Raw genomic sequence first — 23,276 nt, forward strand, 5'->3', positions numbered from 1 at the left:
CGACGCTACCCGACCAGCTGCGCGAGGTACGTCTCGCGTTCCGCAACATCGGCGAGCAGCTTCTCGGCGATCTCGTCCAGGAGGGCGTCCGGGTCCCCCGGCGCCATTTTGATCATCGCGCCGATCGCGCTCTCCTCCAGCTCGGAGGCCACGGCAGCCAGCAGTTCCTTGCGCTCGGCCAGCCACTCCAGCCGGGCGTAGAGCTCCTCACTCTCGCTGAGCCGCTCCTCGGCCGGCGCAGGACCGGCCTCCCATTCCTGCGCCAGCTCGCGCAGCACGGCCTCGTTACCCTGGCCGTACGCCGCGTTGACCCGCGCGATGAACTCGTCCCGCCGTGCCCGCTCCGCATCGTCCCGCGCCAGGTCCGGATGGGCCTTCCGCACCAGGTCGCGGTAGACCTTGCGAGCCTCCTCGCTGGGCCGCACCTTCTGCGGCGGTCGCACCGACTGCTCGGTGAGCATCGCCTGCGCCTCAGGAAAGAGGCCGTCCGACCCCATCCAGCCGTGGAACAGCTCCTCCACTTCCGGCATCGGCAGCACCGAGGCACGCGCCTCCTGCGCCTTACGGACGTCCTCGGGATCGCCCGTACGCGCCGCCACCGCCTCGGCGATCTGCGCATCGAGCTCGTCCAGCCGCGCGTACATGGGGCCGAGCCGCTGGTGGTGCAGGCGGGAGAAGTTCTCCACCTCCACCCGGAAGGTCTCCACCGCGATCTCGAACTCGATCAGCGCCTGCTCAGCGGCCAGTACCGCCTTCGCCAGCCGCCGGGTCGCCTCGTCCTGAGCCGCCTGCTGCCCCGGCGCGCCCGGCTCGGTCCCTGCCCCGGCCTGGCCGGTGGGCGGATCGTCCTGAGCGCCTTGGTCGGCATCCGCCGCCCCGTCGGTCTCCCCGATCCGATCTCCCGAGCCGCCGTCCTGCCCGAGCTGGGGCCCCTGACCGCCGCCGCGGGCGTCCGGTGCCTGCGGGTCGGCCGGGGCGTCCGGGCTGCCCGGTACGTCCGGTCGGTGCTGACCGTCCTGCGTGTTCTCCGCGTGCGAGTTCGTCACCCGGTCAGCGTACGGCCCACGCCGGGCCCGGCCCTCCACGGCCATTCGATCGCTTCCTACCGGGGCCCCTCCCCCCCCCCCAGCCCCCGCCCCCTCAGTCTCAGTCGACCGGCCACCTCCGTCGACAGGCCCTCCCATCGGCAGCCCCCGACCAGCCCCGACAGGCGCAGCCGACCAGCCGATCCGTCGTCGACCGGCCAATCAGCCGGCCAACGGCGCAGACCACCCCGGACCAGTTCCAGCTCGACGCCACGCCGCGCTCGTGGCACGCGTCAACGGTCCGTAGGCCGTCACGACGACACCGCAACGGTCGGTACGCCGCAGGCCTCGCACTCCCGCCGGCCGCCACACCGCAGGGCACCCCGTTCCCGCCGGCCACCACGCCCCCGCGCACCACTCCAGGCAGGGGCCGCCGCGCCACAGCCCCGACCGCGTCAGCCTTCCTGCCCCCAAAGGCTTCCTGCCCCCGCTGCTCCGGCCCCCGAATCCGGCCGTGCTCCCAAGCCCGCCGCTCCGGCCTCCCGCACCCGGCCGAACGCCCGAGCGCCTCCTCGCTCACACCCCCGTCTCCGCCGGGATCCGCCCGTTCTTCACTGCCGCTGCCAGCTCCGCATGGTCTGCTTCCGTGCGGTCCGCGTAGGACACCGCGAAGTTCGCGATCGCCTCGTCCAGTTCCTCGTTCTTGCCGCAGTAGCCGGCCAAAAGGCGCGGGTCGGCGCTGTGCGCATGGGCTCGGGCCAGGAGAGCTCCGGTCATGCGGGCGTAGTCATCCATCTGATCGCCGGACAGCTGCGCCGGGTCCACGCTGCCCTTGCGGTTTCTGAACTGGCGGACCTGGAAGGCCATTCCTTCCCTTCGGCCGTTCTCCACGGTCGCGCCGCCACCCGGCGAGGCCGCGTCCTGCACCGTCGTCCAGCCCAGCAGAATGTCGCTGACCACCTGCATCCGCCGCTGCCCGAGCACCACCCGGCGTCCCTCGTGCACCACCGGCGGCACCGGGAAACCGGCCTTCGCCACGAACGGCACCAGCACCGAAGGCCGCGCCTCCTTCACCTGCAGGACAAGCGGCTCGCCCTGGTGGTCCAAGAGCAGCACCACATACGACCGCAGGCCCACGCTGCCCGTGCCGACCACTCGGAAGGCCACGTCGTGTATCGCGTGCCGGGCCATCAGGGGCAGCCGGTCCTCGGGGAGCGTCTCCAGATAGCCGGCGAGGGATGCGGCCACGGCTGCCGCCTCCGCATCCGGCACCCGCCGCAACACCGGCTGAGCGTCCACGAACCGACGGCCGCCGTCCGGCGTCGCCTCCGTCGCCTTTGCCGCGAACCGCGCGCTGGTGTTCTTGCGCGCCTTGTCCGCGACCCGCTCCAGCGTCCCGACGAGATCCTTGGCGTCAGCGTGCGAGACCAGCGCCTCGTCGGCGATCGCGTTCCACGCCTCGGTCACCGGCAACTTCGCCAGCAGCCGCATCGTGCGCCGATACGCGCCCGCCACGTCCTGCGCCGCCTTGCGGCAGTCGTCCTCGCCCGCGCCCGCCTCCCGGCCTGCCAGCACCATCGATGTCGCAAGCCGTTTCACATCCCACTCCCACGGCCCGTACAAGGTCTCGTCGAAGTCGTTGAGATCGATGACGAGCTGGCCGCGGGCATCGCCGTAGAGTCCGAAGTTGGCGGCGTGGGCGTCTCCACAGATCTGCGTGCCGATGCCGGTCACGGGGCTGCCCGTCAGGTCGTACGCCATCAGGCCCGCAGAGCCGCGGAGGAAGGCGAAGGGGCTCGCGGCCATCCGGCCGACCCGTATCGGCGTCAGCTCGGGCAGCCGGCCGGCATTGGACTGCTCGACCGCCGTGACCGCGTCCGGCCGCCCGGCCGCCATCGACAGTGCGGCCTGCGCGGCACGCGGAACGCTCCCCCGCAACGCCCGCCCGGCGGCCTTGGGCGACGGTCCCTGCGTCTCCACCTTCGCAAACCCCGGTACGTACGGCACACGCGGCATAGCGGGCCACCTCCCCCTTCACGACCTGCGCTCTTGTGTCCTTGTCCGCTGCGTCCATCAGCCCGTCGGGCGAACCCGGCCCGCTGACGAGCAATGACGTTACCGAGATCCCGTCACAACCTGCAGAGCCTGTGGATAACTCTCAGGATCTCCACACCACGGAACCCCCGAACCACGAAAGCCCGGAACCTCCGAACATCGGAACCTCGGCGGCTCCCGGCCCAAGCACGCGGAGCGCTCCCCCCGAGCCGTCGGCCCCCTCCTCACTCTTCGTCCCCTCCCAGACATCGCCGTGCCCCTTCCGGCAATGCAAGGCCGGGAGGGGCACGGAACGCAGCGGAACACGGCACACGGCACACGGCACACGGCAGCACTGTCGACTCCCGGACGCTGTCCACGGACACCAGGCACTCAGACAGCCTTCAGGCACTCAGGCAGCCTTCAGGCACTCAGGCACCCAGCCCCACCAGCCCCCAGACACCCATCCACCGACCTACGCCACCCCGATCAACCGCTACACCCCCACAGCCTCCTCCATCTCCATCTCCACATCCGCCTCCGCAGTCGCAGCCCCAGCCCCAGCCGCGTCCACATCCCCAGCCCCATCGCTCGCGCCCGCCCCCGCGCCCCCTGCCGTCCGCTCCGCCCGCGCCGCCCGGCTCCCCCGCCTCGGCATCGGCTCCGGCACCGTCGCCGCCACCGCAGCTGCCGCCACCGCCGCCGCATTGGCCGCCGCCTCCGCCTCCGCGGTACGCCGCCGCTTCTCGGCCAGCGCCGCCACCCCGACCATCAGCAGGCCGGCGATCAGCCACCACACCAGCGTCCAGACGTGTCCCGGCAGGCCGTAATCGTCGAAGTAGACGTGGCTGCGGGTGCCCTCCACGAAGCCCGCGCCGTTCCAGAAGGAGTGCAGCGCCGCGAAGAATCCGTTCTGCATCTCCGGCCGGAAGATCCCGCCGGAGGACGTGAAGTTGAGCATCACGAAGAGGGCCATCACACCGAGCGTGGTCCAGCGCTTGAGGAAGGTGTGCAGGCCGGTGCCGATCAGCAGAATGCCGGCGGAGTAGAGCCAGGCCATGCCCCACAGTCCCCTGAGGCCGTGGTCGACGAGGTGGAAGACCGGACCGGCGAACGCCGCCCCGATGAGGCTGACGACGAAGGACGTGCCGATCGCCAGCACCGCCCGCAACCGGATCGGCAGCACGGCCCCGGCACCGCCGATCACCGCGACCGAGGCGTATGAGCCGATGCTGATCGCGACCAGCAGGAAGAAGATGCCCTGACCGGTCGGGTCGTCCTCGGCCGTCGGCGCCACGTCCGTGACCTTCAGCGGAGCGCCCTGGTGCGCCGCGATCGGGGTGAAGACCTTCTGCACGACGGAAGCGCTGGTGTCGGAACCGGCGGTCGCCACCAGCAGCTCGGGCGCCGGCTTCGCCGAGCTCCCCGCAGCCCCACCGGCACCGGCCGCACCCGCCGAACCCTTCGCCGCACCCTGCGCGTGGACCACATACGCGCCGAAGATGTCCTGGTGCTTGAGCCGCTCGACCGCCGCCGACCGGTCGCCGACGGTCCGCACCTCCAGGTCACCCTCCGCCTTGTCGTTGATCGACTGGGCCAGCAGCTGTGCACTCCGGCCGGATCCGACGACCGCGACGGGCAGGTGATGCGGCGCGGGGTTCGCGAAGGCGCCCAGGTACGCCAACCCCATTCCGATGCACATCAGCAGCGGCGTGATCAGGTGCGTCAGCACATGACGCAGCCCGGCGGAGTGGGCGGAGCGCGCGGAACGGTGGCCGCCGTGCTGCTCGCTTCGGTGGTCGGGACGTCGGACCGTACTCATGGGGCAGGCCTTCTCAGCTCGTCGGCTCAGCTGTCGCCACTACTGACGACCAGTAGTTGGCTAATACAACTCTCAATGCACGTTGTACTATACAACTACCCCTATGAAAGGCAACCCGTGGCTCACCGCGACGACTCCGTCGAGACCATCCAGCAGGAGATGACCGCGTTCGCCCGCCGGGCCCGCGCGACCGCCGCCCGGATGCACCCCGAGCTGTCACTGGTCTCCTACACCTTGCTGGCGCACCTCGATGACCAGCACGGATGCCGTGCCACGGACCTCGCCGCGCACTACCTCCTGGACAAGTCCACGGTCAGCCGGCAGATCGCCGCACTGGAGAAGCTCGGTTTCGTCGAGCGCCGCGTCGACCCGGAGGACCACCGCGTCCAGGTGCTGCACCCCACCGAGAAGGGCGCCCAGGTGCTCGCCAGCACCACCGCCAGCCGCCGCAAGGCGTTCCGGGAGCGACTGGCCGACTGGGACGAGGACGACCTCGACCGCTTCGCCACATACCTGCTGCGCTACAACGCCACCCAGGAACGGCTGGGATAACGCCACCCAGGAACGGCTGGAATAGGGCAACCGCGGAAGCAGCCACCGACACCTACACGAGAAGCGGCCGCCGAACGACCGCCCACTCACCGCCGGGGCCCTTACCCCCACTCACCGCCGGAGCGCCTGCCCCCAAGCACCACCGGAGCACCCACCCCCGAAGCACCCGCCACCGGAGCCGCCCGGCCCCCACCCGCCGCCTTCCCCGCCCCGCTTCTCCCTCTACTCCTACTTCTACTTCCGGAACTGCTCCGGACACTGCCCGCCCTCGGCGAGATAGGTCTCCGCCCAGTTCGCCAGCTCCTTGAGCGCGGGCTCCATCGCGAGACCGGCCTCCGTCAGCCGGTAGGAGACGCGCAGCGGCGGCCCCGCATCCACCTCGCGTACGAGCAGACCGGTCGCCGCCAGCTCCATGAGGCGGTCGGAGAGCATGCGCTCGCTGATTCCGGGGATGGCCCGCCGCAGATCGGCGAAGTGCACCGGGGCCGGCATCAGGGTGGCGACGATCAGTCCCGTCCAGCGCTTCCCGAACAGCTCGAAGACGCGCGTCATGCCGCCGTCGACCTGCCTGCACATCGCCTCACCCTGGTCCGCCATACAGCCAGAGTACCGCCCTCCCGTTGGCTACTGCAGAAAAGTAAGCTCCTGTGCTATTAATAGGGACGTACGGAATTCAACCAGTGGTCGCGCACCGCCCGGCCGCGTACCGAAGGACCGATCCCCATGGCCACGCTTCTGCTCATAGACTCCTCCGTCTTCCCCGAGGGCGGCTCCGCCTCCCGCTCGGTCACCGCGGCCTTCCGCAAGGCCTGGGAGGAGCAGCACCCCGACGGCACCGTGATCCACCGCGACCTGGCCGCCGACCCGCTGCCGCACCTCGACGGCATCGGCGCCTCCGCCGCCTTCTCCGACCCGGCCGGCCACACCCCCGAGCAGCAGGCGGCCTTCGCGCTGCGTGTGAAGCTGGCCGAGGAGCTGGAGCAGGCGGACGCGATCGTCGTCGGCGCACCGATGTACAACTTCACGATTCCCTCCACGCTCAAGGCGTGGCTCGACCAGGTGATCATCATGGGTCGTACGGCCGGCGAGCAGCCGTCCGCCAAGGGCACCCCGGTCACCGTCGTCGCCAGCCGTGGCGGCTCGTACGCGCCGGGCACGCCCCGTGAGTCCTTCGAGTACGTCCAGAACTACCTGGAGGCCGTGCTCAACGGCGGGCTGGGGCTCGACGTCGACTTCATCGTCCCGGAGCTGACCATGGCCCCCAACAACCCGGCGATGGCCGAGCTCGTCCCGCTGTACGAGACCTCCCGCGACAAGGCCCACGAGGACGCGGCAGCCAAGGCCAAGGCCCTCGTCGCCCGCTTCGCCGCCTGAGACAGCCCCTTCCGGGGAGCGCCGCCTGACACGGCCTCACCCGGCCCCGCACCGCCACACGAGGCGGGCGCCGCCCCACCGCGGCGCCCGCCTCGTGCCGTCCGCCCGGCTCCAACTCCCTGTTTTGCACGGCCGATTGCCTCACGTCCCGTACGGCCGGGCCGGAGGCCAAGGAGGAGGAGCGGTGCTCGCGGTGGCCAGGGGGGCGGAGGGGCCGCAATGGATTCTTAGGGTGACGCATACGTCACGAAAGGCAACAGAAGCCGCCGCGAAGCCCCCACCGGCCGCGCATGTGACGTACCCCTCAAGCCCGCAGGGCCCTCAACCCCCCAGCCGTCCCCACCAAGCAGCCGGCGGAGCAGGCTCCGCGCCGACGCCCACACGCCGACGCCCGCCGACGCCGCTCCAAGGCGCCCGCTCCCGCACCCGTGACATACACAACAGCGTGACGCACACAACGAAAGACCCCCGGTCTCCGGATTTCTCCGGAGACCGGGGGTCTCATCTGTGCGCGAGGGGGGAGTTGAACCCCCACGCCCTTTCGGGCACTGGAACCTGAATCCAGCGCGTCTGCCTATTCCGCCACCCGCGCATGGGTGCTGCCGGTTGATGTTCTCACATGATCCGGGCTGTCTGTCCGGGTCTTGTGCGAGCGCCTTCCGACATCCAGAACACTAGCACGCTGACGGGGGTGCCTTCACACGCCTTTTCGCCGGTCCGCGGCCCGCCGGTAACCCGGGCCGCACCCCTCCGTGCCTCGGACATTCGCCGAGCACTGCCCAAAGGGTTCACACTCGCGGTAGCCGCAAACAGGAGCGGGGTCCCACCCGGCCCGCCTCCATGCCGGCCGGACTGGGCCGGCGCGTGCGCCATGTCCGACTCCGGCCCCCGCCCGGCGGGACTGGTCGGCGGTTGCGGGACACTGTCTTAGGGGCACATCTACGATCGCAGTGCACGAGCAGTGGGCAAGGAGCAAGCAAGCACCGGGCAACCCTGTGAGGGGCGACACTCGTCCTCAAGGCGGGAAAGGGGAACCAGCCGATTTCCCGACGCGTGGATACGATCAGTAAGCAGTATCAGGGCGACTCGATCAGGACGACCCCGACGAAGACTGAGGAAGGAGGTGCCCCGTGGGAGTACTGAAGCGTTTCGAGCAGCGTCTCGAAGGTCTCGTCAACGGCACCTTCGCCAAGGTGTTCAAGTCCGAAGTGCAGCCCGTTGAGATCGCCGGCGCGCTGCAGCGCGAGTGCGACAACAACGCCACCATCTGGAACCGCGACCGCACGGTCGTCCCCAACGACTTCATCGTCGAGCTGAGCACCCCCGACTACGAGCGGCTGAGCCCCTACAGCGGGCAGCTCGGCGACGAGCTCTCCAGCATGGTCCGCGACTACGCCAAGCAGCAGCGCTACACCTTCATGGGCTCGATCAAGGTCCATCTGGAGAAGGCCGACGATCTCGACACCGGCCTGTACCGCGTCCGCAGCCGCACGCTCGCCTCCAGCTCGTCCCAGGACCAGCCCGGGCCGGCGGCTCCCCAGCGCGCCGCGGCGCCCAGTGGCGGCCGTCCCGGCGGCGGCCACGTGAGCCCGCCCCCCATGCCTTCGTCCCCGCCCCCCGGCGGCGCACAGCCCGTACCCCGTGCGGCACCGCCCGGTGCAGGACCGCAGCCACACGCGCAGACCAGGCGCTGGATCGAGATCAACGGCACCCGCCACCAGATCTCGCGCCCGACGCTCGTGCTGGGCCGCAGCACCGACGCTGACGTACGGATCGACGACCCGGGTGTCTCCCGGCGTCATTGTGAGATCCGGGTCGGAACGCCCCCCATGATCCAGGATCTGGGTTCCACGAACGGCATCGTGGTAGACGGGCAGCACACCACTCGCGCTAATCTCCGCGACGGCTCGCGGATTGTCGTGGGCAGTACCACCATCGTTTACCGGCAAGCCGAAGGGTGAAGCGGGGGCAATGTCAGAGCTGACCCTCACGGTCATGCGGTTGGGTTTCCTCGCCGTACTGTGGCTGTTCGTCATCGTGGCCGTTCAGGTCATCCGCAGCGATCTGTTCGGCACGCGCGTCACACAGCGCGGTGCCGCCCGGCGCGGCGGACAGGAAGCGCGTACGCAGCGTCAGGCTGCGCCGCCACAGCAACAGCAGCGCCGCCAGGAAGGCGGCCGCGGCAACAACCGTCAGCGGCGCGGAGCGCCCACCAAGCTGGTGGTCTCCGAAGGATCGCTGACCGGCACCACCGTCGCCCTCCAAGGCCAGACCATCTCCCTGGGCCGTGCACACGACTCCACGATCGTGCTGGACGACGACTACGCGTCCAGCAGGCATGCCAGGATCTACCCGGACCGTGACGGCCAGTGGATCGTCGAGGATCTCGGTTCCACCAACGGCACGTACCTGGACCGGACCCGACTGACGACCCCGACACCGATTCCGCTGGGAGCCCCGATCCGCATCGGCAAGACCGTCATCGAGCTGCGGAAGTAGTACGACAATGAGCGAGCGGAGCGAGCGAGCCGCGGCGGTCCACTCGGCGGACCCGGGCGTGCTCCCGACCGGAGGGTGGGCAGTGTGGCTCGACGAGACCGGCTGTACCCCGAGCCGACGGGTGAGGTGCACATGAGCTTGTCACTGCGCTTCGCCGCCGGATCGCACAAGGGCATGATTCGCGAGGGCAACGAGGATTCCGGCTACGCCGGGCCACGGCTGCTCGCGATCGCCGACGGCATGGGCGGCCAGGCCGCCGGTGAGGTCGCCTCCTCCGAGGTGATCTCCACGCTCGTCCAGCTCGACGACGACGTCCCCGGCTCCGACCTCCTCACCTCCCTGGGCACGGCCGTACAGCGCGCCAATGACCAGCTGCGGGAGATGGTCGAGGAGGACCCCCAGCTGGAGGGCATGGGCACGACCCTGACCGCCCTGCTGTGGACCGGGCAGCGGCTCGGCCTCGTCCACGTCGGTGACTCGCGTGCGTATCTGCTGCGCGACGGCGGGCTGACCCAGATCACCCAGGACCACACCTGGGTGCAGCGGCTGGTCGACGAGGGCCGGATCACCGAAGAGGAAGCCACCACCCATCCGCAGCGCTCGCTGCTGATGCGTGCGCTGGGCAGCGGCGACCACGTCGAGCCCGATCTGTCGATCCGCGAGGTGCGGGCCGGCGACCGGTATCTGATCTGCTCGGACGGACTGTCCGGGGTGGTCAGCCACCAGACGCTGGAAGAGACCCTCGCCAGCTACCACGGGCCGCACGAGACCGTGCAGGAGCTGATCCAGCTCGCCCTGCGCGGTGGCGGACCCGACAACATCACGTGCATCGTCGCCGACGTCCTGGACGTGGACGGCAACGACACGATGGCCGGCCAGCTCAACGACACCCCGGTCATCGTCGGCGCCGTCGCGGAGAACCAGCACCAGCTCAGCGACCCGAGCACGCTGCAGACCCCCGCCGCGCGGGCCGCCGAGCTCGGCCGGCCGGGCGGGCAGCCGTCCGCGCCCGGTGGTGCCTTCGGACCACCCGGCAGCGGTGAGCACGAGGTCGGCGGGCCGCCGCAGGGCTCGTTCGGCGCGTTCATCGACGAGGACTTCGTCAAGCCGCGCCGGCGCGGGCGGTGGCTCAAGCGGTCGCTGTTCATCGCGCTGGCGCTGGCCGTCGTCGGCGGCGGGTGCTACGCGGGCTACAACTGGACGCAGACCCAGTACTTCGTCGGCGCCAAGGACAACCACATCGCGCTCTACCGGGGCATCAGCCAGGACCTCGCGTGGATAAAGCTCAACGACGTGGACGAGGACCATCCCGAGATCGAACTCAAGTACCTGCCGCTGTACCAGCGCAACCAGGTCAAGGAGACGATCGCGGTCGACAGCCGTACGCAGGCCGGCGAAAAAGTCACCGAACTGAACAACCAGGCCAATGCCTGCCGTACTAAGGAGCAGCGGGAGGCAGCCGAACGCGAGGCGGCGCGTCACCCGGGCAAGGGCCAGGCCGGCACGCCATCCAAGCCAGGCTCCCCGTCCAAGCCCGGTACCCCGTCGAAGTCCGGCACGCCGAGCACCCGGCCCGGCTCCACCGGCAAGGCGGGTAACGACAGCGGCACCGGTGCGGCCGGCACGCTGGCGGCGACCGTAACTCCGAAACCCACACCCAGCACCAGCCAGGCCGCCCCCTCCGAGGAGCAGAAGCAGCTGGAAAAAAATTGCAGCACCCAGCAGTGAGGGCGTAGGGGGCCGTAGATCTCATGAGCAGCACCACCAACACCACCACCATTGGCACCATCGGAGCCCCGAGCCGCCGCAACACCGAACTGGCGATGCTCGTCTTCGCGGTGCTGATTCCGGTGTTCGCGTACGTCAACGTCGGTCTGGCGAAGGACGGTTCGGTTCCGGCCGGTGTCCTGGGCTACAGCCTCGGCCTGGGTCTGCTGGCCGGCGTCGCCCATCTCGTCGTCCGCAAGTGGGCGCCGTACGCCGATCCGCTGATGCTGCCCATCGCCACCCTGCTCAACGGGCTGGGACTGATCTTCATCTGGCGGCTGGACCAGGAGCCCTCGCTCGGCAAGGCGATGGCGCCCAACCAGCTGATGTGGTCGACCCTCGGCGTCGCCTTCTTCCTCGCGATCCTGATCTTCCTCAAGGACCACCGCGTCCTGCAGCGCTACACCTACATCTCGATGGTGGTCGCGCTGGTGCTGCTGGTCGCGCCGGTGTTCTTCCCCGGTGTGAACGGCGCGAAGATCTGGATCACGATTCCGGGCCTCGGCTCGCTGCAGCCCGGTGAGTTCGCAAAGATCATCATCGCGATCTTCTTCGCCGGCTATCTGATGGTGAAGCGGGACGCGCTGGCGCTGGCCAGCCGCCGCTTCATGGGGCTCTACCTCCCGCGCGGCCGTGACCTCGGACCCATCCTCGTCATCTGGGCGCTGAGCCTGATGATCCTGGTCTTCGAGACCGACCTGGGTACCTCGCTGCTGTTCTTCGGCCTGTTCGTCGTGATGCTGTACGTGGCCACCGAGCGCACCAGCTGGATCGTGTTCGGTCTGCTGCTCAGCGCCGGCGGCGCGGTCGCGGTGGCGACGTTCGAGTCGCACGTCCAGACGCGTGTCCACAACTGGCTCAACCCGCTGGAGCTGGCCAACGGCGGTGTCACCGAAACCGCCCAGGCGATGTACTCCTTCGGCTCCGGCGGCATCCTCGGCTCCGGTATGGGCCAGGGCTACTCCCGCCTCATCCTGGGCATCGCGCCGAAGAGTGACTACATCCTCGCCACGGTCGGTGAGGAGGTCGGGCTCGCCGGGCTGATGGCCATCCTGCTGCTGTACGGCCTGCTGATCGAGCGCGGTATCCGTACGGCGCTGGCCGCCCGCGACCCGTTCGGCAAGCTGCTGGCGATCGGCCTGTCCGGCGCCTTCGCCCTGCAGGTCTTCGTCGTCGCCGGTGGTGTGACGGGCCTGATCCCGCTGACGGGTATGACGATGCCGTTCCTCGCCCAGGGTGGCTCGTCCGTGATCGCCAACTGGGCACTGGTCGCCATCCTGCTCCGGATCAGCGACACGGCGCGTCGTCCGGCGCCGGCACCCGCCCCGTCCACCGACGCCGAGATGACCCAGGTGGTCCGACCGTGAACAAGCCCCTGCGCCGGGTCGCGATCTTCTGCGGCCTGCTCGTCCTCGCTCTGCTCGTCCGCGTCAACTGGGTGCAGTTCGTCCAGGGTGACTCGCTCAAGAACGACCCGCACAACCGCCGGGTCGCCATCGAGCGCTACAGCACACCGCGCGGGAACATCATCGTCGACGGCAAGGCAATCACCGGCTCCACGACCACCGACAGCGGCGACTTCAAGTACAAGCGCACGTACAAGAACGGCAAGATGTGGGCGCCGGTCACCGGCTACGCCTCGCAGGCCTTCGACGCCAACCAGCTCGAGAAGCTCAACGACGGCATCCTCACCGGCACCGACGACAGGCTCTTCTTCAGCCGCACGGTCGACATGTTCACCGGCGGCAAGCAGAAGGGCGGCAACGTGGTGACCACCCTCGACGCCAAGGCCCAGAAGGCCGCCTTCGACGGCCTCGGCAACCAGAAGGGCGCGGTCGCCGCGATCAACCCGGAGACCGGCGCGATCCTGGCTCTGGCCAGCACCCCGTCCTACGACCCGTCCACCTTCGCGGGGATGAGCGACAAGGACGCCAAGGCGTACAGCGCGCTGCAGAAGAAGAGCGACCCCGACGAGCCGATGCTCAACCGGGCGCTGCGCCAGACCTACCCGCCCGGCTCCACCTTCAAGGTCGTCACGGCCTCGGCAGCGCTGGAGAACGGGCTCTACAACGACGTCGACTCCAAGACCAACTCGCCGCTGCCCTACACGCTCCCGGACACCTCGGGCCTCAAGTTGCAGAACGAGGGCAACATCCCCTGCGAGAACGCCAGCCTGCGTGAGGCGCTGCGCTACTCCTGCAACACGGTGTTCGGCAAGGTCAGCGCGGACCTCGGCAACAAGAAGATGAAGGCCGAGGCGGAGAAGTTCGGCTTCAACGACCCGGGGATCAACACTCCGGTCCGCGCCTCGGAGAGCATCTTCCCCGAGGACAACCGGCCGCAGAACGCGATGGCGGGCATCGGCCAGGCCTCCAACCGCGCCACGCCGCTGCAGATGGCCATGGTCGCCTCGGCGGTCGCCAACGGCGGCAAGCTGATGAAGCCGTACATGGTCGACCAGCTGGTCGCGCCGAACCTCAATGTCGTCCAGCAGCACACGCCGCAGGAGATGAGCCGGCCGCTCAGCCCGGAGAACGCCGACAAGGTCCAGAGCATCATGGAGACCGTGGTCAAGCAGGGCACGGGAACCAACGCCCAGATCCCCGGCGTCACAGTCGGCGGTAAGACCGGTACCGCGCAGCACGGCGAGAACAACAAGGACAACCCGTACGCCTGGTTCATCTCCTACGCGAAGACCGACAAGGGCACCCCCGTCGCGGTCGCCGTCGTCATTGAGGGATCCGACACTCTTCGCGACGACATCGCCGGCGGAAAGCTTGCAGCTCCGGTCGCGAAGCGCGTCATGGAGGCAGTACTCGAAGGCGAGAAGTGACTCGGGTCATGCCAATACCGGTCACGTATCAGGTTGCGGCACCGGCCCGGTCCGGTACGGCGTGCCGGGTACGGTATGCCCGGACAGCACACCGCCGGACCACACACCGGTGCGGTCGGGACTGACGGAGAGGGCTGGAGAAGCTTATGGAAGAGCCGCGTCGCCTCGGCGGCCGGTACGAGCTGGGCTCGGTGCTCGGCCGCGGTGGCATGGCCGAGGTGTACCTCGCGCATGACACCCGCCTGGGCCGCACCGTAGCTGTGAAGACGCTACGGGTGGACCTCGCCCGTGATCCGTCCTTCCAGGCCCGGTTCCGCCGTGAGGCCCAGTCGGCCGCCTCGCTGAACCATCCGTCGATCGTCGCGGTCTACGACACCGGCGAGGACTACGTCGACGGTGTCTCGATCCCGTACATCGTCATGGAGTACGTCGACGGCTCCACGCTGCGTGAGCTTTTGCACTCCGGAAGAAAGCTGCTGCCCGAGCGGTCGCTGGAGATGACCACCGGTGTCCTCCAGGCGCTGGAGTACTCCCACCGGGCCGGCATCGTCCACCGCGACATCAAGCCGGCCAACGTCATGCTGACGCGCACCGGCCAGGTCAAGGTCATGGACTTCGGTATCGCCCGCGCGATGGGCGATGCCGGTATGACGATGACGCAGACCGCTGCGGTCATCGGCACGGCGCAGTACCTCTCGCCCGAGCAGGCCAAGGGTGAACAGGTCGACGCCCGCTCCGACCTGTACTCCACCGGCTGTCTGCTCTACGAGCTGCTCACCGTGCGGCCGCCGTTCGTCGGTGACTCGCCGGTCGCGGTGGCCTATCAGCATGTCCGCGAGGAGCCGCAGAAGCCGAGCAACTTCGACCCCGAGATCACGCCGGAGATGGACGCCATCGTCCTGAAGGCGCTGGTCAAGGACCCGGACTATCGCTATCAGTCGGCCGACGAGATGCGGGCCGACATCGAGGCGGCGCTGGACGGCCAGCCGGTCGCGGCGGCCTCCGCCATGGGCGCGGCCGGCTACGACCAGGACCAGCCGACCACCATGCTGCGGCCGCAGGACCCGGCCGGCCAGACCTCCATGCTCCCGCCGATGAACCCGGACGACGGGGGCTACGGCTACGACGACCGCGGCGACCGGCGCCGTGGTGGCGGCCAGAAGAAGAGCAACACCTCGACGATCCTGCTGGTGCTGGCCGCCGTCCTCGTCCTGGTCGGTGCGATCTTCATCGGCAAGGCGATGTTCACCAACAGCAACAAGGGCGGCACGACGCCGGTCCCCAACCTCGTCGGCAAGACCCTCAAGGATGCCAAGGCGTCCGGCAGGAACGGCGGCTTCAAGGTCGCCGAGGGAGGCCGCAAGTCCTGCGACAACGTCAAGAAGGGCCAGATCACCGAGCAGGATCGGACGGCCGGCAGCCAGATCGACAAGAACTCCACGATCACCGTCAAGCTGTGCACGGGCCAGCAGAAGATCTCGGTTCCCAGTGTGACGGGTCTGACCGAGGACCAGGCGCGCTCGGACCTCCAGGAAAAGGGCTTCACCAACATCGTCAGCAAGCCCGTGACCTCCGACCGTGACCCCGGTACCGTCGCGGACCAGGACCCTAACGCGAACTCCCAGCGGACCAAGGGCACCAAGATCACGCTGTCCATCGCCGCGGAGAGCCCGAAGCAGAACGTCCCGGACGTCAAGGGCCAGGACTTCCAGGCGGCCCAGCAGCAGCTGCAGGACCTGGGCTTCCAGGTCGCCAAGAACGAGCAGGAAGTCACCGACCCCAACCAGGTCGGCAAGGTGATCAGCCAGAGCCCGGAGGGCAACACCAAGGCCGAGGAGAAGTCCACGGTGACCCTCACGGTCGGCAAGGCAGGGGCTCAGACACCGGTTCCGGGTGTGGTCGGCCAGACCCTGAAGGATGCGAAGCAGGCGCTGCAGCAGGCCGGCTTCACCAACATCCAGGTCGCCGGCGGCAGTCCGCAGGACGACAACTCCCGCGTGATCAAGCAGGACCCGCAGGCGCCGACACCGTCCGACCCGAAGACCACCACCGTGACGCTGACCACCATCGGTGGCGGTGGCGGCAACGGCAACGGGGGCAATGACGGCGGTGGCGGCATCTTCGGCGGACCGTTCGGAGGCAAGAACTAGCCCCGTACCGACGAGGCAGCACAAAGCCCCGGCGCCCTGGGAAGGGTGCCGGGGCTTTCCCGTTGCCGCATCGGGCGCAGGGGCGGAGCGCCGGGCGGGCCTGGGACGCGCCCGGCCGTCCCGCCTGGTCCTAGCGGAGTTCCTTCGGGAGGGTGCGGTCCGCGTCGACCTTCTCGGTGCGCTCCAGCTCGCCCCAGACGATGAAGCGGTAGTTCGAGGTGTAGACCGGGGTGCAGGTCGTGAGGGTGATGAAGCGGCCCGCCTTGCGCTTGCCGGATTCCTTCGGGACGTCGTCGAGGACGTCCACGTTGTACTTCGAGGTCTCGGGCAGCGTCGCGAACACCTTGTAGACGTACCAGGTGTCCTTCGTCTCGAAGACGATCGGGTCGCCGTCCTTGATCTTGTCGATGTTGTGGAACTTCGCGCCGTGGCCGTCGCGGTGCGCGGCGAGGGTGAAGTTGCCCTTCTTGTCCTCCGGCAGCCCCGACTTGACCGGCTTGGTGTAGTAACCGGCCACGCCCTCGTTGAGGACCTCGGCGTCGGTGCCCTTCTTGACCAGCACCTCGCCGTTGTCCATCGCCGGTACGTGCAGAAAGCCGATGCCGTCCTTGGTGTCCAGCTTCCCCGGCCCCTTGGGCCCGCTGCTCGCCCAGTGCTTGCGCACCTGGTCGCCCTGCTGGTGCGCCGCGCGGTCGGCGAGGACGTTGGTCCACCACAGCGAGTAGGCAACGAACAGACCCAGGATCAGCCCGGCCGTGATCAGCAGTTCACCGATGACGCTGATGACGGCGGCGATGGTCCTGCGCACCCGGCGCGGCTTGGGCGGCGGCGCGGACCGGTCGCATTCCTCGTCGGTTCCGGTTGCAGTCACCGCGTAGCACCCCTCTTATGTTCGCTCAGCCGGCGAGCGCATCCGGTTTGCCCTTGCTCCGCGGCCGCTCGTCGACCATCTTGCCCCAGACGATCATCCGAAAGGTACTGGTGAACTCCGGGGTACAGGTCGTCAGGGTGATGTAGCGGCCGGGCCCGGTGAATCCCGACCCGGGCGGCACGGGGCCGATCACGCTGGTGTTGCTCGGAGACGTCTGCGGGAGGATGCTCTCCATCTCGTACGTGTAGTACGAGCTCTGCGTCTCGACGATGATCTTGTCGCCCTTGGTGAGCCTGTTGATATAGCGGAACGGCTCGCCGTGCGTGTTGCGATGCGCCGCGACCGCGAAGTTGCCCTTCTTGTCCCAGGGCATCGCCGTCTTGATCCCGCTGTTCTTGTCGTAGTGACCGACCATGCCGTGGTCCAGCACCTGGTGCTTGTCGATGCCCTCGGCTATCGGAGCCTTCACATCCAGCTTGGGGATATACATGATCCCGAAGCGCTCACCGTCCGCGAGATTCTTCTTCTCGCCGCCGCCCTTGTCCCACTCGTGCTGCAGGTTGTTCGCAGCGCCACCGGCCTCCTGTTCGGCCATCACATTCGTCCACCACAGCTGATAAGTGACGAACAGCAGCATCAGCACGCCGAGGGTGATGAACACCTCGCCCAGCGCGCGGCTGGCGATCAGGCTGGGGCTGTCCTTGGCGGCTCGCGCGGCCTGCCGGGCCTCCAGCCGGGACATGGGGGCGGGCGCCGCTTCAGAAGCTGTCGCAGCGGCCGCTGTGGCGGCGGTCGCACCGCTGTGGCGCCCGCGCCTGCCGCCCCGCTTGGCAGCCTCCTGAGCGGCCTTGCGCCGGGCCGCTCGCCCTCCGGACGCCGGGGCCGATGTCGACGCCTCGGTTTCACGTGAAACCGAGGCGTCGGTTTCACGTGAAACGCTCTCTCCGTCGGACTTCTCGGCCTGACGCAGTGCCATGGTCTCGTTGTCGTCCAGCCACGGTGTGGCGGCAGCTGCCGCGGCCGGAGCGGGGCTCACGGCCGGCGCGGGTGCGGGCGGTGCCGGTGCCTCCGGCGCGGCATAGGGCTGCGATATCGGCTCGGTCGACGCGGGACGGGAGTCATAGCCGGAGCCGTAGCCCTGGCCGTAGGCGGCCGTCTCGGCGCCCTGCGACTGCCGGTCCGGCTGGGACGGCCCTTCCGGCTCCAGATGCGGCCGGAACCACGGTGAGCCCTGTCTCCCGTCCTCCTGAGCCGCCTTGCCCCGCCGTCGCCCCCGGCCCGGCTGTCCGTACGGAGCGGGCCCGGGTGCCGGTGCCGCCTGGCCCGGCAGTGGATCGTTCAGCGGGTCGTCGAGCTGCTCCACCGCCGCCTCGAACGCATCGGGCTGCCCGTACGGATCCTGGGATCCGCGCGGCTCCTGCGGCCCGTACGACCGCTGCGGGTCGTTCGGATCGTAGGACCTCCCTTCACGCTCGGGGCGCAGGGCGGTCACGCGCCGGCCTTGCCGACCACCGGGGCGAGCCCCGTCGAGCGCTCCACAGCTCCCGCGTCGCCGCATTCGACGAGCCAGTTGGCCAGCATCCGGTGCCCCCACTCGGTCAGTACCGACTCGGGGTGGAACTGCACGCCCTCGACCGGTAGTTCGCGGTGCCGCAGGCCCATCACGATCCGCCCGCCGGGGACGTCCTCGGCCTCCGTCCAGGAGGTGACGATCAGTTCGTCGGGGACGGTGTCCGGTTCCACGGCGAGGGAGTGGTAGCGGGTGGCGGTGAACGGGGAGGGCAGACCGGCGAAGACACCGACGCCCTCGTGGAGGACTGGCGAGGTCTTGCCGTGCAGCAGCTCGGGCGCCCGGTCCACCACGCCGCCGTAGGCGACCGCCATCGACTGCATGCCCAGGCACACGCCGAAGACCGGGACGCCGGTTTCCGCGCAGTGCCGGACCATGTCGACGCAGACGCCGGCCTGCTCGGGTGTGCCGGGACCGGGCGACAGCAGCACTCCGTCGAAACCGTCCTGAGCGTGCCGCGGCGCGACCTCGTCGTTGCGCAGCACCTCACATTCGGCACCCAGTTGGTAGAGGTACTGGACGAGGTTGAAGACGAAGCTGTCGTAGTTGTCGACGACGAGAATCCGTGCGGTCATCGGACGGCTGCCATCCCTTGGTCGACAGTGACGTCGTTGAAGGGGAGCAACGGCTCCGCCCACGGAAAGACGTACTGGAAGAGTACGAAGACGACCGCCAGCGCGAGCACCAGGGAAATCAGCGCCTTCACCCATGTGTTGCCCGGCAGATGCCGCCAGATCCAGCCGTACATGCTGTCGCTGTCCCCTTGCCGATGCCGATGACGATGACGATTGCGACACCAGAGTAAAGGGAGAGGGCGGGCACAGGTGGGTCAGCCGGTCAAAGCCGATGGCCTTCCCTGTGCCACGGGTTGGGTGGAATCCAGATGCGCCCAGACGATCAGCCGGTGGCTATGGCCCCATTCCGGCTCGCAGGTCGTCAGCGTGAGATAGCGGCCGGGGCCGTTGAAACCGGACTTCCGCGGTACGGGGTCGATCACCCCGACGTCGCCGGGCAGCGTCGTATAGGGCCGGTTGTCGATGCGGTAGGTGAACCAGGTCGCGCCGTCGGTCAGCACCACGGCGTCGCCGGGGCGCAGCCGTGGGAAGTCCTTGAAGGGGTCGCCGTAGGTGCGGCGGTGGCCGGCGACGGCGAAGTTGCCGGTCTCGCCGAGGCGCGCGGTGCGGTCGTAATGGCCGAGACCGCGCTGGAGGACGTCGGTCGCGATGCCTTCGAGCACGGGCTTGGTCCAGTCGGCGCCCAGACGCGGGATGTACATGACCGCGAAGGAAGCGCCTGAGGCATAGCGGCGGGGCGCGGCGGCCGGTGCGGGGGTGCTGCCGGGGGCCGGCTTCCCGTCGGGCGCCTGCTTGCCGCCGGGCCCGGTGACGGAACCCGTCGACCACTGGTGCTGGAGCTTGCCGATCTCGCCGTCCATGGCGCTGTCGGCCCGCACCCCGGTCCAGAAGAGGAGATAGGCCACGAACAGCACGATCAGCGCGCCGACGGTGACACAGACCTCGCTGAGCGTCCGCACGATCCACCGCACCGCCGTCCGGCCCCGCAGCGTCATTCGGCCCCGCCCCTCCCGCCGCCCCGCGGCGTGCGGGCTACGGCTTCACAGGCTGTGCGTAGTGGAGATCCACTGTGCCGGAGTAGCCGGGAAGAGTCACCGCCTCGTGCTGGTCGACTTTCCAGCCCAGGCCGTAGGCGTTCACGTACTGGAGGTAGTTCTGGATGGCGGGGGAGGCGGTCAGCGCGTTGATGAGGGCCTCGCGGTCGCCGACGGCGGTGACCTTGTACGGCGGGGAGTAGACCCGGCCCTGGAGGATCAGGGTGTTGCCGACGCAGCGCACCGCACTGGTGGAGATCAGCCGCTGGTCCATGACCTTGATGCCCTTGGCACCGCCCTGCCACAGGGCGTTCACCACGGCCTGCAGGTCCTGCTGGTGGATGACCAGGTCGTTGGGCTGCGGCTGGGGCACGCCGGGGATCTTGGCGGTGGCGTTCGGCGGGGCGTCGGTGAGCGTGACCGTCACGCCCCCGCCCTTCACCGGCTTGGTGCCGGCGTTCTTCTCCAGTGCCTTGACCTTGGCTTCCTCGGCCTTGGAGTTGCCGTTGTCGCGCCGTGCGAGGGCATCGACATCCGCCCGCAGGGTGGCGTTGCGGTCGTCCTGGGAGCCGTTCTTGTGGCTACGCTCCTGGATGAGGTCGGACAGCCGCAGCATCGAGTCGTCCGAGCGCAGATTCGTGCCCCGTGCGGTGTCGAAGCTCAGCCAGAACAGCAACCCGGCGAGTGCGAATACGATGAGGGTGAGAAACCGCACGGGCCGCAGGCGAGCACGAGTGGGGCGGTCGGGGGAGTCAGCGGAATTGCTCAACGTACCCTTACTCCTTACGGCGCCACGGAAGCACTACGCTAACGGACGCCCGGGAAAAGGAATCCGCTCCCCACCGCGTCCGTGCCCCGGCACACATCTCGTACCTGCCCGCGGATGGGGGCACCGCCCGCTCGAGCCAAGCCGAGAGCGGGGGAGCAGCGCATCGACAGGAGAGTTCCTCGTGCCGAAGTCACGGATCCGCAAGAAGGACGACTTCACGCCGCCGCCGGCGAAGACCACCAATCTGAAGATGAGCTCAGGCCGCGGTTGGGTGGCGCCACTGATGCTGGCGATGTTCCTCATCGGGCTGGTGTGGATCGTGATGTTCTACGTGTCCGAGGGCGATCTGCCGATCGCGGCCATGGGCAACTGGAACATTGTGTGTGGCTTCGGCTTCATCGCGGTGGGCTTCGGCGTATCCACCCAGTGGAAGTAGCGCAAGCCCTGCCCAAGGCCATCCACACGGTTATCCACAGCCGGGGAAAACTTCAGAAGATCTGTGGATAACCTTCCGGAGGTTGACGCCGGTGTGATCGGCGGCCCCCTCTCCCGGGCTGCGCCTCCCCGCATCCTTGCTGGGGAAACGCAGGTCAGGGCGGGCTGGAGCGGATGTCCCGCACAGCATGCACAAGATCGGCCACGCACTGTGGACAACTGGGCGGAACGGGCTCCTCAGCCCACCAGCTGAAGGGTCCGTACCCCCACCACCGCGACGATCGCGAGCAGCGCGACCACACAGGTCGCGATATGCACCAGGGTCCGGCGGTCACGCGGCGCATGCACCATCCCGAACGCCACCGCGGCACCCACCACCAGGCCGCCGACATGCGCCTGCCAGGCGATGTTCGGCCACAGGAACGTGAAGACCAGGTTGAGGCCGAGCAGGATCAGCACCGGCTTCATGTCGTAATTCAGCCGCCGCAGCAGCACCGCGGTCGCGCCGAGCAGCCCGAAGATCGCGCCGGATGCACCCAGCGAAGGCTGGTTCTGCGCGGCGAGGAGATACGACAGGGCGCTGCCGCCCAGACCGGCCAGCAGATAGAGCGCGATGAACCGCAGCCGCCCGAGCGCCGCTTCCAGGGGCGGCCCCAGCCACCACAGCGACAGCATGTTGAAGGCGATGTGCGGGATCTGCTGGTGCAGGAACATCGCGGTCAGCAGGCGGTACCACTCGCCCTCGGCGACACCGACGAGCTGAAAGCGGCTCGGGTCGGCGGCGAGCCCCACCAGGTCGAGACGGCCGGGCAGCCAGCTCGTGTCGCCGCCGGTCACCAGGACGGCGATGAACACGGCGACGTTCAGGCCCAGCAGGATCTTGGTGATCAGCCGCGGATCGGCCGCGATCGTGCCGCCCGCGATCGTGCGCGGCGCCGTCGCCTGCCGCGCATGGCCGGTGCCGCTGCCGCCGCGTACACAGTCCGAGCACTGGAAGCCGACCGAGGCGCTGACCATGCACTCCGGGCATATGGGCTTGTCGCAGCGGGTGCAACGGATGCCGGTCGGGCGGTCCGGGTGGCGGTAGCAGCCCGGCAGGCCGTCGTTACCCTGCGCGTCCTGCGGCTTCTGTGGGCTGCCTGGCACCTGGTCCATCCGTCCCTCGTCCTCTTCTCCGTCCGGGCGCATGAACAATCCACCCCGCGCGCACGACCCCGTCCCGGACGAGCCTCGCGCCCCGCCTGAAGTACGACCGGGCGGGGCGCAATGGTTCCCCGGACCCGGCCGGGGCGCAAGACGCGGCTCAGCGGGTCTCGATGACCACCGACTCGATGACGACGTCCTGGACGGGACGGTCGGTGCGCGGGTTGGTCTGGGTGCCGGCGATGGTGTCGACGACCTTCTTGCTCGCCTCGTTGCTGACCTCACCGAAGATGGTGTGCTTGCCGGTCAGCCACGCCGTCGCGCCGACGGTGACGAAGAACTGCGAGCCGTTCGTGCCCGGACCGGCGTTGGCCATGGCCAGCAGGTACGGCTTGTTGAAGGCCAGGTCGGGGTGGAACTCGTCCCCGAACTCGTAACCGGGGCCGCCGGTGCCGTTGCCCAGCGGGTCGCCACCCTGGATCATGAAACCGCTGATCACCCGGTGGAAGACGGTGCCGTCGTACAGCCGGTCCGTGGACTTCTTGCCGGTCGCCGGGTGGGTCCACTCCCGCTCACCATTGGCGAGCTCGACGAAGTTCTTGACCGTCTTGGGTGCATGGTTCGGCAGGAGCCGAATCTCGATGTCGCCCTGGTTCGTCTTCAGGGTGGCGTAGAGCTGCTCAGCCACGATCTACCTTCCATAAGTCTTCGCTGACGGTTCCCGATCCTCGCATGAACCGGCCCTCCCGCGGCCCGTCCACGGCCCGTCACCGAGCTCCGCGCCGCGTTTCGCCGTCGCCCGGTCATGGCCCCTCCACGGGCC

21 protein-coding genes and 1 tRNA gene are annotated in these 23,276 nt (G+C 69.1%); 9 read left to right on the forward strand and 13 right to left on the reverse strand.

The genetic code is table 11. From position 1 onward, the window contains the following. Positions 1-5: 5 nt before the first annotated feature. The 3 genes from ACWGI6_RS00365 to ACWGI6_RS00375 all read right to left on the reverse strand — a co-directional run bounded on the left by ACWGI6_RS00365 (position 6) and on the right by ACWGI6_RS00375 (position 4,881). Positions 6-1,046, reverse strand: a complete 1,041-nt coding sequence (locus tag ACWGI6_RS00365; protein WP_453265442.1) for a J domain-containing protein — start codon at positions 1,044-1,046, stop codon at positions 6-8. A gap of 555 nt (positions 1,047-1,601) precedes the next feature. Beyond that, positions 1,602-3,041 (reverse strand): DUF2252 domain-containing protein, encoded by a 1,440-nt coding sequence (locus tag ACWGI6_RS00370; RefSeq protein WP_453265443.1) that lies wholly within the window; start codon positions 3,039-3,041, stop codon positions 1,602-1,604. 514 nt (positions 3,042-3,555) lie between these two features. Continuing rightward, positions 3,556-4,881 (reverse strand): ABC transporter permease, encoded by a 1,326-nt coding sequence (locus ACWGI6_RS00375; protein WP_453265444.1) that lies wholly within the window; start codon positions 4,879-4,881, stop codon positions 3,556-3,558. Between the two features lie 117 nt (positions 4,882-4,998). Here ACWGI6_RS00375 and ACWGI6_RS00380 point away from each other — a divergent pair, with 117 nt between their 5' ends. Then, complete coding sequence (locus tag ACWGI6_RS00380) at positions 4,999-5,433, forward strand: MarR family winged helix-turn-helix transcriptional regulator (protein ID WP_393904370.1); 435 nt, start codon at positions 4,999-5,001, stop codon at positions 5,431-5,433. A gap of 234 nt (positions 5,434-5,667) precedes the next feature. Here the strand turns inward: ACWGI6_RS00380 and ACWGI6_RS00385 are convergent, their stop codons facing one another. Next, a complete protein-coding gene (locus ACWGI6_RS00385) occupies positions 5,668-6,030 on the reverse strand; it encodes a winged helix-turn-helix transcriptional regulator (protein WP_453265445.1) in 363 nt (120 codons plus the stop codon). Positions 6,031-6,156: 126 nt separating this feature from the next. Here ACWGI6_RS00385 and ACWGI6_RS00390 point away from each other — a divergent pair, with 126 nt between their 5' ends. Then, complete coding sequence (locus ACWGI6_RS00390; protein ID WP_393904327.1) at positions 6,157-6,807, forward strand: FMN-dependent NADH-azoreductase; 651 nt, start codon at positions 6,157-6,159, stop codon at positions 6,805-6,807. 508 nt (positions 6,808-7,315) lie between these two features. On the opposite strand, the gene ACWGI6_RS00395 is transcribed toward ACWGI6_RS00390, so the two are convergent. Then, positions 7,316-7,399 (reverse strand) — tRNA-Leu (locus ACWGI6_RS00395). A 538-nt stretch (positions 7,400-7,937) separates the two neighbouring features. On the opposite strand from ACWGI6_RS00395, the gene ACWGI6_RS00400 reads away from it, so the two are divergent. From ACWGI6_RS00400 to pknB, 6 genes are all read left to right on the forward strand, one after another. Next, positions 7,938-8,768 (forward strand): FhaA domain-containing protein, encoded by an 831-nt coding sequence (locus tag ACWGI6_RS00400; RefSeq protein WP_453265446.1) that lies wholly within the window; start codon positions 7,938-7,940, stop codon positions 8,766-8,768. A gap of 10 nt (positions 8,769-8,778) precedes the next feature. Continuing rightward, on the forward strand, positions 8,779-9,306 hold the full coding sequence (locus tag ACWGI6_RS00405) for an FHA domain-containing protein FhaB/FipA (RefSeq protein ID WP_453265447.1): 528 nt from the start codon (positions 8,779-8,781) through the stop codon (positions 9,304-9,306). Between the two features lie 132 nt (positions 9,307-9,438). After that, the gene (locus ACWGI6_RS00410; protein ID WP_453265448.1) at positions 9,439-11,034 is read left to right on the forward strand and encodes a Stp1/IreP family PP2C-type Ser/Thr phosphatase; all 1,596 of its coding nucleotides are present in this window, start codon (positions 9,439-9,441) and stop codon (positions 11,032-11,034) included. Between the two features lie 23 nt (positions 11,035-11,057). Next, the gene (locus tag ACWGI6_RS00415; RefSeq protein ID WP_393904323.1) at positions 11,058-12,440 is read left to right on the forward strand and encodes an FtsW/RodA/SpoVE family cell cycle protein; all 1,383 of its coding nucleotides are present in this window, start codon (positions 11,058-11,060) and stop codon (positions 12,438-12,440) included. Next, positions 12,437-13,906, forward strand: coding sequence for a peptidoglycan D,D-transpeptidase FtsI family protein (locus ACWGI6_RS00420; RefSeq protein WP_453265449.1), 1,470 nt, complete (start codon positions 12,437-12,439; stop codon positions 13,904-13,906). The genes ACWGI6_RS00415 and ACWGI6_RS00420 overlap by 4 nt, the downstream gene beginning before the upstream one ends. A 146-nt stretch (positions 13,907-14,052) precedes the next feature. Next, positions 14,053-16,056 carry a Stk1 family PASTA domain-containing Ser/Thr kinase gene (pknB, locus tag ACWGI6_RS00425; protein WP_453265450.1) on the forward strand — a complete coding sequence of 668 codons (2,004 nt, stop codon included), beginning with the start codon at positions 14,053-14,055 and terminating at the stop codon, positions 16,054-16,056. Positions 16,057-16,186: 130 nt separating this feature from the next. Here the strand turns inward: pknB and ACWGI6_RS00430 are convergent, their stop codons facing one another. From ACWGI6_RS00430 to ACWGI6_RS00455, 6 genes are all read right to left on the reverse strand, one after another. Next, entirely contained in the window at positions 16,187-16,927 is a 741-nt protein-coding gene (locus ACWGI6_RS00430; RefSeq protein ID WP_453265451.1) for a class E sortase, read from the reverse strand. A gap of 25 nt (positions 16,928-16,952) precedes the next feature. Then, the gene (locus ACWGI6_RS00435) at positions 16,953-18,419 is read right to left on the reverse strand and encodes a class E sortase (protein ID WP_453265452.1); all 1,467 of its coding nucleotides are present in this window, start codon (positions 18,417-18,419) and stop codon (positions 16,953-16,955) included. After that, positions 18,416-19,072: an aminodeoxychorismate/anthranilate synthase component II gene (locus ACWGI6_RS00440; RefSeq protein WP_453265453.1), complete on the reverse strand. Its 657-nt coding sequence runs from the start codon at positions 19,070-19,072 to the stop codon at positions 18,416-18,418. Before ACWGI6_RS00440 ends, ACWGI6_RS00435 begins: the two co-directional genes overlap by 4 nt. After that, positions 19,069-19,245 carry a hypothetical protein gene (locus ACWGI6_RS00445; RefSeq protein WP_006604449.1) on the reverse strand — a complete coding sequence of 59 codons (177 nt, stop codon included), beginning with the start codon at positions 19,243-19,245 and terminating at the stop codon, positions 19,069-19,071. Before ACWGI6_RS00445 ends, ACWGI6_RS00440 begins: the two co-directional genes overlap by 4 nt. Before the next feature lie 81 nt (positions 19,246-19,326). Next, positions 19,327-20,067 carry a class E sortase gene (locus ACWGI6_RS00450; RefSeq protein ID WP_453265454.1) on the reverse strand — a complete coding sequence of 247 codons (741 nt, stop codon included), beginning with the start codon at positions 20,065-20,067 and terminating at the stop codon, positions 19,327-19,329. A gap of 37 nt (positions 20,068-20,104) precedes the next feature. After that, entirely contained in the window at positions 20,105-20,875 is a 771-nt protein-coding gene (locus ACWGI6_RS00455) for a DUF881 domain-containing protein (RefSeq protein WP_453265455.1), read from the reverse strand. A 181-nt stretch (positions 20,876-21,056) separates the two neighbouring features. On the opposite strand from ACWGI6_RS00455, the gene crgA reads away from it, so the two are divergent. Then, positions 21,057-21,311, forward strand: a complete 255-nt coding sequence (crgA, locus tag ACWGI6_RS00460) for a cell division protein CrgA (protein ID WP_018092078.1) — start codon at positions 21,057-21,059, stop codon at positions 21,309-21,311. Between the two features lie 236 nt (positions 21,312-21,547). Here crgA and ACWGI6_RS00465 read toward each other — a convergent pair whose 3' ends face one another. Both ACWGI6_RS00465 and ACWGI6_RS00470 read right to left on the reverse strand, forming a co-directional pair. Next, a complete protein-coding gene (locus ACWGI6_RS00465; RefSeq protein ID WP_453265729.1) occupies positions 21,548-22,465 on the reverse strand; it encodes a rhomboid family intramembrane serine protease in 918 nt (305 codons plus the stop codon). Positions 22,466-22,613: 148 nt separating this feature from the next. Continuing rightward, positions 22,614-23,141: a peptidylprolyl isomerase gene (locus ACWGI6_RS00470; protein ID WP_393904315.1), complete on the reverse strand. Its 528-nt coding sequence runs from the start codon at positions 23,139-23,141 to the stop codon at positions 22,614-22,616. Between the last annotated feature and the right edge of the window lie 135 nt (positions 23,142-23,276).

It is taken from the genome of Streptomyces sp. NPDC054786, assembly GCF_053611685.1.